The 14,289-nt window shown below is 70.9% G+C and carries 10 protein-coding genes and 3 pseudogenes; 5 read left to right on the top strand and 8 right to left on the bottom strand.

The genetic code is table 11. From position 1 onward, the window contains the following. The first annotated feature begins 13 nt into the window (after positions 1-13). On the top strand, positions 14-607 hold the full coding sequence (locus N8I87_RS40630) for a transposase (protein WP_263215948.1): 594 nt from the start codon (positions 14-16) through the stop codon (positions 605-607). Here N8I87_RS40630 and N8I87_RS40635 read toward each other — a convergent pair. Further along, positions 594-1,622, bottom strand: a pseudogene (locus N8I87_RS40635) (IS256 family transposase); the annotation flags it as partial. The gene N8I87_RS40630 and the pseudogene N8I87_RS40635 sit on opposite strands and share 14 nt — an antisense overlap. A gap of 492 nt (positions 1,623-2,114) precedes the next feature. Here N8I87_RS40635 and N8I87_RS40640 point away from each other — a divergent pair. Beyond that, entirely contained in the window at positions 2,115-2,711 is a 597-nt protein-coding gene (locus tag N8I87_RS40640; RefSeq protein WP_263216940.1) for a hypothetical protein, read from the top strand. 104 nt (positions 2,712-2,815) lie between these two features. On the opposite strand, the gene N8I87_RS40645 is transcribed toward N8I87_RS40640, so the two are convergent. The 5 genes and pseudogenes from N8I87_RS40645 to N8I87_RS40665 form a co-directional block, all read right to left on the bottom strand. Continuing rightward, positions 2,816-4,102: an SWIM zinc finger family protein gene (locus tag N8I87_RS40645; RefSeq protein WP_263215949.1), complete on the bottom strand. Its 1,287-nt coding sequence runs from the start codon at positions 4,100-4,102 to the stop codon at positions 2,816-2,818. Further along, complete coding sequence (locus tag N8I87_RS40650; protein ID WP_263216942.1) at positions 4,099-6,984, bottom strand: SCO1167/SCO6262 family helicase; 2,886 nt, start codon at positions 6,982-6,984, stop codon at positions 4,099-4,101. Before N8I87_RS40650 ends, N8I87_RS40645 begins: the two co-directional genes overlap by 4 nt. A gap of 139 nt (positions 6,985-7,123) precedes the next feature. After that, positions 7,124-9,574: an IS1096 element passenger TnpR family protein gene (locus tag N8I87_RS40655; protein ID WP_317633537.1), complete on the bottom strand. Its 2,451-nt coding sequence runs from the start codon at positions 9,572-9,574 to the stop codon at positions 7,124-7,126. 25 nt (positions 9,575-9,599) lie between these two features. Further along, on the bottom strand, positions 9,600-10,043 hold the full coding sequence (locus N8I87_RS40660) for a transposase (protein ID WP_263215951.1): 444 nt from the start codon (positions 10,041-10,043) through the stop codon (positions 9,600-9,602). Positions 10,044-10,066: 23 nt separating this feature from the next. Then, positions 10,067-10,600 (bottom strand): annotated as a pseudogene (locus N8I87_RS40665) (transposase); the annotation flags it as partial. 80 nt (positions 10,601-10,680) lie between these two features. On the opposite strand from N8I87_RS40665, the gene N8I87_RS40670 reads away from it, so the two are divergent. The 3 genes from N8I87_RS40670 to N8I87_RS40675 all read left to right on the top strand — a co-directional run bounded on the left by N8I87_RS40670 (position 10,681) and on the right by N8I87_RS40675 (position 12,684). After that, complete coding sequence (locus N8I87_RS40670; RefSeq protein ID WP_438829319.1) at positions 10,681-11,643, top strand: IS701 family transposase; 963 nt, start codon at positions 10,681-10,683, stop codon at positions 11,641-11,643. Beyond that, a complete protein-coding gene (locus N8I87_RS44815) occupies positions 11,561-11,929 on the top strand; it encodes a transposase (protein ID WP_411577196.1) in 369 nt (122 codons plus the stop codon). Before N8I87_RS40670 ends, N8I87_RS44815 begins: the two co-directional genes overlap by 83 nt. A gap of 257 nt (positions 11,930-12,186) precedes the next feature. After that, complete coding sequence (locus N8I87_RS40675; protein WP_263216944.1) at positions 12,187-12,684, top strand: YfbM family protein; 498 nt, start codon at positions 12,187-12,189, stop codon at positions 12,682-12,684. A gap of 104 nt (positions 12,685-12,788) precedes the next feature. Here the strand turns inward: N8I87_RS40675 and N8I87_RS40680 are convergent. Then, a pseudogene (locus N8I87_RS40680) lies at positions 12,789-13,084 on the bottom strand (transposase); the annotation flags it as partial. Between the two features lie 400 nt (positions 13,085-13,484). Then, positions 13,485-14,078 (bottom strand): hypothetical protein, encoded by a 594-nt coding sequence (locus tag N8I87_RS40685; RefSeq protein WP_263215952.1) that lies wholly within the window; start codon positions 14,076-14,078, stop codon positions 13,485-13,487. Positions 14,079-14,289 lie beyond the last annotated feature (211 nt).

Raw genomic sequence — 14,289 nt, forward strand, 5'->3', positions numbered from 1 at the left:
CGTGCGGCACCTGATGACGATCCCGGGAGTCGACGCGATCACCGGGATCACGCTGCTGGCCGCGGTCGGCGACTTCACTCGCTTCCCCAGTGCTGACCAGCTGGTCTCGTACTTCGGTCTCAACCCGAAGGTCCGCCAGTCCGGTGGGCTGCCCGCCCAGCACGGCCGCATCACCAAGGCCGGACGGGCCCAGGCCCGCGCGGTGCTGGTGGAGGCGGCGTTCGCCGCTGCCCGCAGCCCTGGACCGCTGCGCGCTTTCTACCAGCGCATCGCCGCCCGCCGCGGCACCCAGATCGCCCTGGTCGCCGTCGCCCGGAAACTGACTGTCCTGTCCTGGCACTTGGTCACCAAGGACCAGGACTACGCCTTCGCCCGGCCCAGCCTGGTGGCCTACAAGCAGCGCAAACTCGAGCTGACCGCGGGACGGCCCACCGCCCACGGCAACCGCCGCGGCCCGGGCTACGCCTACAACAAGAAGGACCTCCGCGCCCAGGAACGAGCGATCGCCGAGCAGGCCGAACACGCCTATCAAGTGCTGATCTCCCACTGGCAGCCCGCCCCGACCCACAACGGCACGAAACTCCCGGCTATCCCCGGCCAGCCTTGACGATTTCATCCGTGGACTGGATCTTCTTCCAGTGCCGGGGCGGGAAGTTGGCGAACGCGGTCAGATCCTCCTTCGCCTCCAACAGCATCGCTTTGACCTTGGGGAACTGGGCGCCGAGCGTGTCGGCGACGGTGTCCAGCTGAGTGCGCACGAGGCCGGCGGTGGGCTGGGTGAAGATCGTGCGGATCGTCGCGGCGACCATTTCACCGGAATCCCGGTCGATCACGCTGAAGACGTTGCGCAGGAAATGAACCCTGCACCGCTGCCAGGCGGCGCCGAGCATCACCTTGCGGACCGCGGCGACCAGCCCGGCGTGCTGGTCGGTGACGACCAGGCGGACCCCGGACAGGCCGCGCTCTCGCAGCGAGCGCAGGAACTCCTTCCAGAACGCCTCGCTCTCGCTGTCTCCGACCATCAGGCCCAGGACCTCGCGGCCTCCGTCCTCAGTGATGCCGGTGGCGACCACGACGGCCCGCGAGACGATCTGGTGGTTCACGCGCGCCTTGCAGTAGGTCGCGTCCAGGTAGACGTAGGGGAAGCGGACGTGATCCAGCGGTCGGGTGCGGAACGCGGTCAGCGGCTCGTCCAGCGCCTGGCAGATCCGCGAGACCTCCGACTTCGAGATGCCGCTGTCCCCGCCGAGCGCTTTGACCAGGTCATCGACACTGCGGGTGGAGACGCCGTGCACGTATGCCTCCATGATGACCGCGTAGAGGGCCTGGTCGATGCGGCGCCGCCGCTCCAGCAGGCTGGGGAAGAAGCTGCCGGTGCGGACCTTGGGGATCTCCAGATCCAGGTCGCCGGCCAGCGTGGTGAGCACCTTCTCGCGGTGCCCGTTGCGGATGTTGGTCCGCGTCGGCGTGTGCTCGTTCCACTCCGCGCCGATGTGGGCACTCGCTTCGGCCTCGATCAGCTCCTGCACCATTCGCTCGGCGATGGCGCGGATGAGCTCGATTCCGTCGGTCGAGCGTAGTGACTCAAGGAGCCGTATCAGTTCAGACTGGGACAGGGCCATCGTGCACTCCTCGTGGTTGAACTGGGCGTTCACCAAGGAGAGTTACGCGGTGGCCCGCCTCCTGTTCAGGGAGCGGTAACCACCCGTGGAAGTGCGCCCCGGGCAGACGCCCGCGCACTCCCGGCCGCTGATCCCGTACACCACGACGAGGGACACCATCTTTGGGAACGCGGCATGTGCGACCGCACTCGTCCCATCCGGAACACCGCCAGAAGCCGATCCCATCGACACAACCGCCACCCCCTGTCGCAGGGCGACCCCTTCACGCGCCCCTGACCAGCAGGGTCCGTCACGCCGCCTGCCTCCGACCGAGTGATCGACGCAAACTCCCTCGAATTGAGCAACAGGGTCTCTCGATGAAGGCGAAGACCTCGGCGCGGGCGTCCTGGACAGCCCCTGGGCCCCGAAGGGCGGGGCCCAGGGGCCGCCTGCCATGACAGATCGGCCTTCCGCCAAGTCCGGCTCCACAACCTCCGCCACGGTGCCGCGACGCTGGCCCACGCGGCGGGGGCCACTCTGAAGGACATCCAGGAGATGCTCGGCCATTCCTCGATCACCATCACGGCCGACACGTACACGAGCCTGCTGCCCGAGGCGGATCTGGCGATCGCCGAAGCCGCAGGCCGGCTCGTCCCGCGCGCCCGCACCGCCACTGAGAACACAGCTCCCAAGGCGGTGCCCGAGGCCGACGGCGCGGAGAAGCCCGGCCCGGAGTCCTGCCGGATGGTGCTGATCCGTTCGGTGTCGTTCGGGAGATCAACTCCCCGTCCGCTCACGCACCGCTCACACAAACGGCCCCGGACGAGACGTCCGAGGCCGAATAGAGCCCCTCCCTGGGTGAGAAATCGCAGGTCAGCGGCGTATGCGTTGTGCCCCCGGCGGGGCACCAGACAAATGGGAACGGGGGCGGGCGGTGGTCGCCGGGATCACGGATCATCGTGGAGTCCACTCTGTACCTCTGAAGTGACTCGGACGTGTGGTGATGGCTACAGGTCCGGCTCCGACGGGCAAGCCCGCCGGACAGCCGTTGGCGTACGACGGTGGCGGCCCGTTCCGGTCCAAGTCGTCGCCGCCGCTCGCCTGGGGTAGCCCGTCTGCTAGCGCCCGGGGGGAGGTCACTCATGATGGGGGTGCCCCCGCTTGGTCAGCGCGGACCAAGCCGGGGAAGCACACGTCACCGTCCACGCCCGGTATCAGCGCCCATTGGCGGTGCGGGCGCTGGTCAGGGCGGCGAGCGGGTCGGGATGGGCGGGGGCGCAGGGCCACCAGTCGGTGCGGCCCGCGAGGGTTTCACGGGCGTAGGGGTGCCAGCGGCCGTCGGGGCCGTAGCGGAGCTGGATGCCCTGGGCGTCCAGGGTCAGGCGGTTGCGCCAGGTCCTGACCGGCATCGGCTCGTCGGAGTCGTCGAGTGCGGTGCGGGCGGCGGCGAGGGCGGCCGGGTCGGGGGTGAGCGGTGTACGGGCGGTGGTGATGCCGGGGACGCCGCCGTGGCGGGCGGCGCGGACCAGGCGGGCGAAGCCGGTGGGGTCGTTTCCCGTGCCGGTGACCAGGCGGTGGAACCACTTCTCGCTCGCGCCCGCAGCGATGCGTACGGCGTCGTCGGCAGCGTCGAGGTGCAGGGTGAGGATGTGGCCGTCGGCGAGGCCGCGGGCGCGCTGCGCTGTGTCGCGCATCAGGGCCGTGAGGTCCGGGAGGGTGACGGGGCCGGTACGGGGCGGTTCGGCGGTGAGGGGGGCGGGCCGCGGGTCCGGGGAGTGCTCAGGGCCGCCGGGGTGCAGGTGCGCGACTGCGTCGCGGGACCCGGGCGCCTCTTGTGAGGGCGGGGTGAAGATGCCGTCCCAGGCAGTGAAGGCGTCGCGGGCGAGGATGCCGTACGGAGCCGGAGCGCCCGGGTCCTCGGCGGCGGCAGAGTCGGCCGTGGAGGCGGCCCGGCGGCGGGCGCGCAGCGCTGCGAGGACGCTGTCGCGGTCGCGGCCGCGGAGGGTGAACAGCAGGAACGGATCCTCGTCGATGTGGGTGGCGGTGGCGTAGCACACGGCGGCCGCGTGCTTGCAGGGGTAGCCCCAGTCGGGGCAGGAGCACTCCGGGTCGAGCTCGTGCGGCTGGGGCAGGAGCGGTACGCCGGCGGAGGCCGCGTCGGCGACGAGGTCCTCGGGCACCTCGCCGTCGAGCAGGGCGGCCGTGTGCCCGGCCCGGGCGGCGACGGCGTCGAGCAGGGTGTCCCACTGGGCGTCGGTGAGGATGGGGACGTGGACGGCGGCGTCGTATGGCCAGGGGGTGCTGCCCTCGACCGCGGCCTTGAGCGCGCCGGGCAGGCAGGTGACGGGGTGGACCATGCCCTTGCGGGCGTAGGTGCGGCCGCGGGCGAGGCGGCCCGCGTCGAGGGTGGAGGCCTCCAGGGCGTCGATCCATGCCTGGCCCCACCAGGTGGTGGCGAAGGCGCGGGTGCCGCGGCGCGGGGCCTTGTGCGCGGGGGTCACAGGTCTTCTCCCTCGGCGGTGGCGGACAGGGCGACGAGCTCGGCGAGGTCGGCGTCGGACAGCTCGGTCAGGGCGGCCTCGCCGGAGGCGACGACCTGCTCGGCCAGCGCCCGTTTGGCGCCGAGCAGGCGGGCTACCTTCTCCTCGACGGTGCCCTGGGCGGTGAGCCGGTGGACCTGGATCGGGCGGTCCTGACCGATGCGGTAGGCGCGGTCGGTGGCCTGGTCCTCGACTGCCGGGTTCCACCAGCGGTCGTAGTGGATCACGTGGGTGGCGCGGGTGAGATTGAGGCCGGTGCCCGCGGCCTTCAGCGACAGCAGGAATACGGGTACGTCACCGCGCTGGAAGGCGGCGACCATCTCCTCACGCCGCCTGACCTCGGTGCCGCCGTGCAGATAAAGGGTGCGCACGCCTCGGTCGGCGAGGTGGGCCTCCAGCAGCCTGCCCATCTGCGTGTACTGGGTGAACAGCAGGGCGGACTCGCCTTCGGCGACGACGGTGTCGAGGAGCTCGTCGAGGAGCTGGAGCTTGCCGGAGCGGTTTGGCAGCGGGCCCGGCTGGCGCAGGTACTGGGCGGGGTGGTTGCAGATCTGCTTCAGGGCGGTGAGGAGCTTGAGGACGAGGCCACGGCGGGCGATGCCGTCCGCCTTCTCGATCCTCTCCATGGCCTCGCGGACCTGCGCCTCGTACAGCGCGGCCTGCTCGCGGGTGAGCGGGACGGGGTGGTCGGTGGTGGTCTTGGGCGGCAGCTCCGGGGCGATACCCGGGTCGGACTTGCAGCGGCGCAGCAGGAAAGGGCGGGTGAGGCGAGTGAGCCGTTCGGCGGCGTGGCGCCCGTCCTCGGAGGCCTCCTCGTCGCCGTCCGCGCCAAGGGCGCCGCGTTCGATCGCCCTGGCGTAGCCGTCGCGGAAGGCGGTGAGGGAGCCGAGCAGGCCCGGGGTGGTCCAGTCGAGCAGTGCCCACAGCTCGGAGAGGTTGTTCTCCACGGGGGTGCCGGTCAGCGCCACCCGGGCCCGGGAGGGCAGGGCGCGGAGTCGGCGGGCGGTGGTGGCGTACGGGTTCTTGACGTGCTGGGCCTCGTCGGCGGCGATCAGCGACCACTTGATCCCGGCGAGCCGCTCGGTGTCGCGGCGCAGTACTCCGTAGGTGACCAGGACGAGTTCGCCGCCGGTGAGGTGGTCCAGGGTGCGCTCGCCGCCGTGGTAGCGGCGCACGGCGAGGGCGGGGGCGAAGCGGGCGGCCTCGCGCTCCCAGTTGCCGAGCAGTGAGGCGGGGCAGAGCACCAGGGTGGGGCCCGCGGTGTCGGAGTGCTGCTGCCGGTGCAGGTGTAGGGCCAGCAGTGTGACGGTCTTGCCGAGGCCCATGTCGTCGGCGAGGACACCGCCGAGCGTGAGGCGGGTCATGTCGGCGAGCCAGGCCAGTCCCCGCTTCTGGTAGTCGCGCAGGGCGGCGGTCAACTCCTGTGGTACGGTGACCGGTTCGCGTTTCTCGGGTTCGCGCAGCCGGGCGACGAGCTCGCCGAACGCGCCCGCGGCACTCACCTCGATCCGCTCGCCGTCCCGCTCGATCTCGCCGGTGAGGACGGCCTGCAGCGCGTTTAGGGCCGTGAGGTCGCGCTCCTGGCGGCGCAGCCGGGCCAGCAGCCTTGGGTCGGCGACCACCCACTGGTCGCGCAGTTTCACCAGGGGGCGGCGCGCTTCGGCGAGTTGGTCGATCTCGGCCTCGGTGAGCCGCTCGCCGTTCAGGGACACCTGCCAGGAGAAGTCCAGCAGGGCGTCCTTGCCGAGGAGGGTGTTCACCGTGGCGCCGGGAGCGGTGGTCGCCCCGATCTCGGCCCGTGCCTCAAGGGCCTTGACCAGGTCCTTCGGCCAGTGCACGCGAAGCCCCACGTCGTGCAGCAGGCCCGCGGCCTCGTCGAGGAGCTGGGTGAGTTCCTGGTCGGACAGGCGCAGCCGGGCGGGCGTGGACTCGGCGAGCAGCCGGGCCAACGGGGGCCACGCTTTGGCGCCGCGGCGCAGCGCGAGCAGCGTCTCGGCCTCGGCGCGCGGGCCGAGCAGGCGGGCAGTGCGCTCCGGGGCGGCCCACAGGTCGGCGGCGTCGACGACGAGGGAGGGGTCGGCGGCGCTGTGCAGCTGGAGAGCGGTGTGGAAGACGCGCTGCCGCCCGGTGGGAGGCTCCACCCGCAGCGAGACGTTCACCAGCGCGGAGCGCTCCGCATCCACCTGGGCGGCCCACTCGGCGAGTTCGGGGTGGGGGCTCGGGGCGCGGTCGGCGTACGGGTTGTCGGGGGCGGCCAGGGGTGCGGCCGGGGTGCGCGGCAGGGCGTCGGCGAGCGCGTCCGCGAACTCCCGTACGAGGGCGCCGGGTTCGGCGATCCGAACCGGGCGGCTGCCGGGGACGGGCAGGTTGTGGGCGTATGGCGGCAGAGCGGCGGCCAGGGCGTCCAGCGTCCGCTTTCCGTGCGCGCCGAGCGGTCCCAGCCGCCACACGGGACGGCCGTCCTCGGTGAGCGCGGGCTGCAGGCGGCCCTCGCCGATCAGCCGCAGGGTGGCGCGGGCGACGGCGGCCCAGGCGTGCAGCGAGGGATGCGCGCCCTGCTCGGGCGGGTCCAGCAGGAGCGCCAGGGCGGTGCCGGGGGCGAGCCCGTACGCCTCGACCTTTCTGGCTCGTACGCCCTTGCCGTGCGGCAGTACGAGACTCAGCGGCAGCCCGTCCACGGCGGACGGCGCGGTGGCGAGCGCGCGCAGCGCACTTTCCGGCAGTGGGTACAGGGCGAGCCTGCCCAGCCGGTGCGGCTGTCCGGCTGGCGCGGGCACGAACACCGCCGCCCAGCCGCCGGCCGCCAACTCCCTGGTCCAGGCGGCCGCCTCCCGGTCGGCCATCGGCGGCGCCGGCAGCGGCGTACGCGTCCGCTGGCCGGGCACGGCGATCCTCACGCGGCGCTCCTCGCCTTGAACGCGGCCTTGCGCAACCGCTTGACCAGCTGCTTGTCCTCGTCTACGAGGCTGTCTGCGACAGCGGTCAGCACGGCTTCGCCGTGCGGGTGCCCAGCCCGCCACAGGTCGTCGGCCAGTTCGGCCACCTGCTCGCGTACCCGCGGCCCGCCCTCGGGCCCCTGCTCCAGACGGGCGCGCAGCGCCTCGGGGCCGCCGTCCGCGTACGCGTACAGGCCGTCCAGACACATCCACTCCCGGCCGAAGGCGTCCTGCCCCTGGGCGGGTTCGCCAATCCGTCGCAGCCAGGAGGCGGCGGTGTGCGCGCACCCCGGAACCCCGGAGGCGGCGGCCTTGCGCAGCACCGCGCGCACCCGGTGCCGCTGGTCCGGCTCCGTGTCCTCGGGGTTCTCGGGCTCCCCGGGGCGCTGGGCGGGCAGCAGGTGCTCCAGGACGAGTGGGGCCATGAGCCGCCGCAGCGCGTCGGCCCCCTCCGAGCCGCCGCAGGCGTCGACGAGCTGCACCGCCGCGCCAGCGGGTGTGCGGGGGCCAGCCAGCCTACCACCTCCGCCCGCACGTCCTCCGGGTAGCGGTACGTGGCCAGCGCGGCCAGCAGCTCGGCCGCCTCCGCCCGCTCCATCCGCCCCACCACCGGGGCGCTCACCCCGGCCTCGACCAGCAGCCCGCGCAGCCCGGCGCGGCCCAGCGAGGTGAGGCGGATGCGGCCCGGCACGGGCGCGGACAGGCCGATCAGCAGCCAGTCGTCGTCCTGTTCGTCGCCGGGCGGGGGGTCTTCGGGCCGGTACTCGGCGGCCCCGAACCGCACCAGCAGCTCTGCCGCCTCCTCCCACTGAACCACGTACAGCGCGCTCAGCAGTTCTCCGGCCGCGTCGTCGGGCAGATCCTCCAGGGACTCGCCGAAGAAGGCGGCGACATCCGCCCACTCGCCCTCGGGCAGCCCGTAGCAGTGCAGCAGCAGGCCGAACCCGACCGGCGGGGCCTGGGCAAGCAGCTCGCCGAGCCCGGACATCAGGCGGAGCATCCCGATCGGCTCCGGTAGTTCGGCGAAGACGTCGGCGACCGCTCCGGCCAGCGTCTCCTGCCACGCCGTCAGCACAGCGGCGTCGTCCAGCTCGTCCGGCAGGGCAGCGCCCGAGGACGCCTTTTTGCCGTCGCCGCTCACCTCCACGAATCCGGCGAGCAGCGCCCACCCCCACGGCTCCTGTACCGGCCCCATGTCGGCGGCGCTGCGGATGTCGGCCAGCCGTTGCCGACGTTCCGCGGCGTCCCCCCACTCGTCCGGTGCGGCACGCCACAGCCCGGCCTCCTCCACCGCCTGCCGGGCGAGCTTCGGCCGCAGCACCCCCTTCGGGGTGAGCTCCCGGCCCGCGCCGCACCAGTGCCCGAGCCGCACCGCCGCCATGAAGTGCTCGGCGCCGCGCACCTGCCGGGCCAGCTCGGCGTCGTCGGGCAGCCGGATCGCCGGGGCCGTCCGCGACGCCGGGTCCAGGACCTCGCCGACCAGGTCCGCGAAGTCGCCCCCGTCCCCGTCGGGCAGCGGGTGCCACTCGCCGCAGGAGGGGCACAGGAACCGGCCACCCTGTTCTTCGGCCGCGCTCACGCCGTCCACCGTGAGCAGCGGCAGCTCCTCCAACGCCCGGTTCAGTTCCGCCACGTCCAGGCACGCGGGGTCGAACCCGGTGGCGAGCATGTGGGCGAGTACATAGTCGGTGTGACTGTCGTACTCCGGCTCCCCGTCCTCCTCGGTGACCGGTTCTGGCCGCTCGCCCGCCTCGTACCGCTCCAGCAACTCCTGAAGCGCCCAGACGCCGCCGACATCGTCGCAGTCCGGCAGCGTCCGCCGCCCGCCTGTGCACACCACGTGTCCGGCCTCGTCCGGATCGGCCGGGCGGACCTCGTCGACGGTGATCCGGTGTTCCCAGTCGTCCCCGAGGTCGTACCTGTACGACAGCCGCCCCCCGGCTCGCGGCAGCACGTCCGCCAGCGACACGTCGTCCTCGTCGTCCCACCCGGAGTCAAAGGCGCCGCCGAGCGGGTCGCGGTGCGGACCCCACGCCGCGCGCCGTCCGTCCTCGAAGACGTGCAGATGTATGCCGTCCCATCCGAACAGCACCTGGACCACCTCGTGCAGGCCGCCCAGGGAGAGCCGCGAGGGCACCCGCACCCGCCGCCACACCGGCGGACGCAACCCACGAAGTTCGATCTTCAGCTGGTGGACAGTGGGCCTGTCAGAAACCGCAGTGCTCGGCATGCGCCGGGATCTTCCCTTGCTCAGGATGCACATCACCGCGCCCTCGACGAGCGGGCGACGTGCGCCGAATGGCTGACCCGCACCATTCTGGCAGCCTCGCCGGAGGACACGGTCCGGGTTGCCAATTGCTGATTCGGTTGTTGGCCGTGGATGGCCAGGTTGTCCCTCGATGGGGTGAACGGGGGCCGGTTCCCGAGGTCTTGTGCGTGCGGGGAACGCATGATCGGCCGTGGCAACCCGGAGGCGGGGAGCGTCGTGCATATGCATATGAGTTGGGGCCGACCCGAACCGCTCAGCGTGACCTGGGAGATCGAGATCGTGGAAGGCGAGGAGGGCAGGGCCCTTGCGCCGGCAGATCCAGGTGATGCTCGAGGTGCTGGCGTGGATCGCCGAGCAGCGGCGCGGACAGGACGGCTCCGCGACGTCCGAACAGGGTTGACGGCACGCGGCCTCGTTCGCCGACGTAGGGCCTCCGCAGGGTTCGAACCTGCGACCAACGAGCAGTCCCCACTCTGAGCCGCAGCCGCTGGAGCTCCTCGCGCTCGGCACTGCTCAATTCGCCGGGAGTGCCCTCGCCCCGGTCCGCCTTCGCCTTGCGGTACCAGCCGCGCAGGGACTCGGAGCTGATGCCGAGTTCCCGGGTGACCGCCGTGACCGTCTTGCCCGAGGAATCGACGAGCGCGATCGCGTCCCGCTTGAACTCTTCGGTGTACCGCTTCGTGTACTTGCTTCCCACCTGGTGCTACTTCCTCTGGAACCTCAGGTCCCAGTCTCCAGGTGTCCACGATCAAGGGGAAGGTTCAGCAGGCGGGCGATGCCAAGCATGGCGTGGTGAACACCGTCGCCCTTCAGCCGGCAGTCGCGCAGGATCTTCCAGCCCTTCATGCGGGCAAAGACGTGCTCGACACGGGCACGGACCCGGCGGTGTGAGGTGTTGTGCTCCTCTTTCCAAGCCGGCAGTTCCGTCTGCCCCTTCCCGCGCCGGTGCGGGATGACCAGGCCAGTGCCCCGATAGCCGCCGTCGGCAATCACCGTGGTCCTACCGACGGCCGCCTTGGCCCCGGACAGTTCCCACGCCTTGCAGTCGTTGCGGTTGCCTGGCAGGGGCTGGCCGACCACCACGACCAGCCGGGTGTCCGCGTCGATGACGACCTGGTGGTTGGTGGAGTACCGATAGTTCTTCGACTGCTCCGCGACCCGGTGATCACGGGTCGGCACGAGCGTACCGTCCACGATCAGGACGGCGTCCTGGCGGAACCGCCGGCGCGGCTGGAGTGCGAGCAGCGGACCTAGTAGGGCTTGGTCATCTTCACTCCTGAGTGGCGTGTCTGTTGCCTCGTGGGTGGCGTTGTCGTGGTGTGACACCTGAGGAGATGACCGAGGCCCGGGGGGACCTGGAGGCGTTCGCGGCGGAGTTGTTCGACGGGTTCTTCCGTGCGGACCAGCGGCGGTGGGGACAGGCGTATGTGCGAGGGCTGCTGCTGGACGGGCGGCGTAAGTCGGTGGAGCCGATGGCAGCCCGCCTCGGCGAGGACGGCAACCGGCAGGCGCTGGCGCACTTCATCACCTCCAGCCCGTGGGATCCGGCGCATGTGCGGGCCCGGCTGGCCTGGAGGATGCACGAGGCGATCGGTCCGGAGGCGCTGATCGTTGACGACACCGGCTTCCTCAAGGACGGGGACGCGTCCGCGTGTGTGTCGCGGCAGTACACCGGCACCGCGGGCAAGGTCACCAACTGCCAGGTGGGAGTGTCGCTGCACCTGGCCCGTGAGCAGGCCTCGGCCGCAGTGAACTGGCGGCTGTTCGTGCCCGCTTCATGGGATCCGGCCTCTGGACAGGCGGATGCGGCCAAGGTCGCCCGCCGCGGCCGTTGCGGCATCCCCGCCCAGGTGGGGCATGTGGAGAAGCGGCAGCTGGCCCTGGACATGATCGACGAAACCCGGTCGTGGGGCGTCGATGTCCCCTTGGTCGTGGCGGATGCCGGATACGGCGATGCCGCCGCCTTCCGTCTGGGGCTGGAGGAACGCAGCCTGCCCTATGCGGTCGGGATCTCCTGCCGCCACACCGCCCATCCGGCCGACGCCCGGCCCGTCCAGCCCCCCTACGCGGGCACCGGTACCACCGAAAGCGCAGTACCCCGACCCTGCGCAGACGGTGAAAGACCTGGTCATCGCGGCCTACCGGGCGGCTGCACGGCCGGTTTCCTGGCGGGTAGGCTCCCGGCCGGGCACGGGCCGAAACGGCTTCAAGCGCATGTACTCGCGGTTCGTCGCCCTCAGGGTCCGGCCCGCCGGACGGGGCCTACGCAAGACCACGGACGCTCCCGAGCTGCCTGAACGCTGGCTGCTGGCCGAATGGCCCGCCACCGAGAGCGAGCCGGTGCAGTTCTGGCTGTCCAGCCTGCCCTCCGGCATGCCACTGGCCACCCTGGTGCGGCTGACCAAGCTGCGCTGGCGCATCGAGCACGACTACCGGGAGATGAAACAGGCCCTGGGACTTGCCCACTTCGAAGGCCGCACCTGGGGCGGCTGGCACCACCATGTCACCCTCGTCTCCGCCGCCCATGCCTTCTGCACCCTCAGGCGCATGGCTCGCGCCCCAAAAGACACAGCGGCGGTCTGAGTCTCTACCAGATCGTCCGTGAACTGCAGACACTCCTCGCCCTCTGGACCGGCGCCTGCCCCACCTGCCGCCGCGACATACCCGCACCGATAGCAAGATGACCAAGCCCTACTAGGCGTATTGACCTGAAGCGAAAGTTCCGTCGGATGGCCTGTCCGTAGCGGTCGATCTCGACGACAAACGGCCGTCAGTGCCGTCGAGTAAGTTCTGTCTGTTCGGCCCGACAGGCGGGCTGCCGAACCGGAGGACTCGTGGCGATGAGCATCCACCTACACCTTCGCGCCGTCGCGGAGTCCGAGATCCGGGACGACCACACCTGGCTTGCGGCGTTCATGTCCGAGGCTTGGGACAACCACCCCGACGAGTACGCAGCGGGTATCGCCGACTCGATCAACAAGGTCTGGGGCACCGTCAATGACCTCTACGCCGCAGCCGATGTACTCGACACAGATGCCGACGAGCCCTGGACACTCCCAATTTACGGTGGCCGTCCCGTGCCACACAGCGCGGACGCCGACCCCTCCAACCCACCCCTGATGCTTCTGGAGCCACCTGGGGTCTCACAGGCCGCAGCTTTCCTCGCAACTGTTTCCTTCGACCAACTGTGGAACGTTGCCGGGGGCAAGATCATGGGCCCCGGCCGGGACGAGGCGCAGGCCAGGCAAGAATTCCTCAACTATCACCGGGACCTCCTGGGGTTCTACGAGCGGGCAGCTTCGGCAGGCCATGCTGTGGTCAAAGCGGTGTGGGCTTGATGCGTGGTCACGTGCCCGTTACGGCCACTCGTTGATGGCTGCGACCAGCGCGGTCGCTTCGTATCGGACAGCAGGTTGTCGTATCGGGTGCCGATGCCACGGTGGCGCTTGAGCCGGTTGCGGATCCGGTCTGCAGGCACCGGAATCATGGCCTTGGTCCCACGTCTGCGCAGATAGGTACGGTTGTTACGGGAGTCGTATGCCTTGTCGGCCCGCACCCGGTCGGGGCGCTTGCGCGGGCTGCCGAGCCCCAGCCGGGGACCCGGATCGCTTCCAGGACTGGATCGAACTGCGGTGAGTCGCCTCGCTGCCCGGCCGTGATTGCCACCGAGAAGGGCTTCTGTCCTTGCTCGACGGCCAGATGGATCTTGCTGGTCAGGCCGCCGTGAGAACGTCCGAGGCCGTGGTCGGTCGGCTCGACGAAGATTCCGCCGGGGGTCTCCTTCTGGAGGTCCCCCTAATGGGCAGTGATGCGGGGCACCGCTAGGCCCACCCTGGCCCGTCGAGGCCCTGAAGCTGCGTGAGGATCCTGGCCCAGGTTCGGTACCCGTACAGGCGGTGCGCTGCACCTGGTGCCAGGGTGGGGTGCACCGCCGCTCGTTTCGGTGTGTGCCGTCTTCCTTCCAGTTGGTGCCGTAGGTGCACCAGTAGCCGGCGTACGGCGGCAAGCATGTCGACGCCCGGCCCACGCGACAGCTGCCGCCCGAATGCCCGATAGGGGCACTGTCTCCCGGTGTGCTCAGGGCCTCAGTGACCTGGGACAGCGAACGTTGATGGTTTGTCACTGGCGGAAACTGTGGTCAGTGGCCGCCGCTCGGAGGCTCGCAGCCGGTGCCGTCGGGGTAGCCGCCGAAGGCATCCGCCTTGGTGGAGTCACTGCTCATTGTTCCCTCCACACACCAGGGAGAGACGCCGATGTCGATGAGGAAGCCGACCCCGGCGGACCCGTCCTGGTACGCCTGCACCTTGTCGGGGGAGTAGCCGAGGCTGGTGAGCGCGTTGCGGACGCTGTCCGGGGCGAAGTCGGCGTTCTGGCGCAGCGGTTCGAGTGCATGCTTGATGTGTTCGACGGCGGTGAATCCGTCGCAGCGACTCTGGCCGTGGAGCGGGATAGGAACTCTGAAGCCGTGGTTTTCGGCGTAGTGGTCGGTCGGCGGCACGGTTGAGCTGGGGGTAGTGGCGTCCCTTGGCGCCGTCGGCTCGGGGCTCTCGCCGGGGCAGGGGAAGTCCGCTGGTGTACTCGGCGTCGATATGCCGGTCGGCGTTGGATGCGAACGCCGGTACGCGTCGGCGGTATCCCCTGCCCGCTGCGTTCCGCACCCCGCCGCCAGCAGGACCATCACCACCAACGGCAGCATCCCGAGCCGGGCTCTCGTCTTCCTTGGCGTCGTCATCCCCCGATCCTTCCCCGCAGCTCGATGGGCGTCATGAGTACTTTTACTCATCGGGCCACAACACCCTCGCGGTGTACTCCGGCTGGTCGGACCCAAAGACGGATCGGCTCCGTGCTTTGGCGGCGACGCGTCGGCCAGCTGGGAGACACTGCCTTGCGGTGCCGGTCGGGTGCGCTGTGGCCTGACAGGGGGATGAGGCGTCCCAGTGACT

Source organism: Streptomyces sp. HUAS 15-9 (assembly GCF_025642155.1).
Lineage (GTDB): Bacteria > Actinomycetota > Actinomycetes > Streptomycetales > Streptomycetaceae > Streptomyces.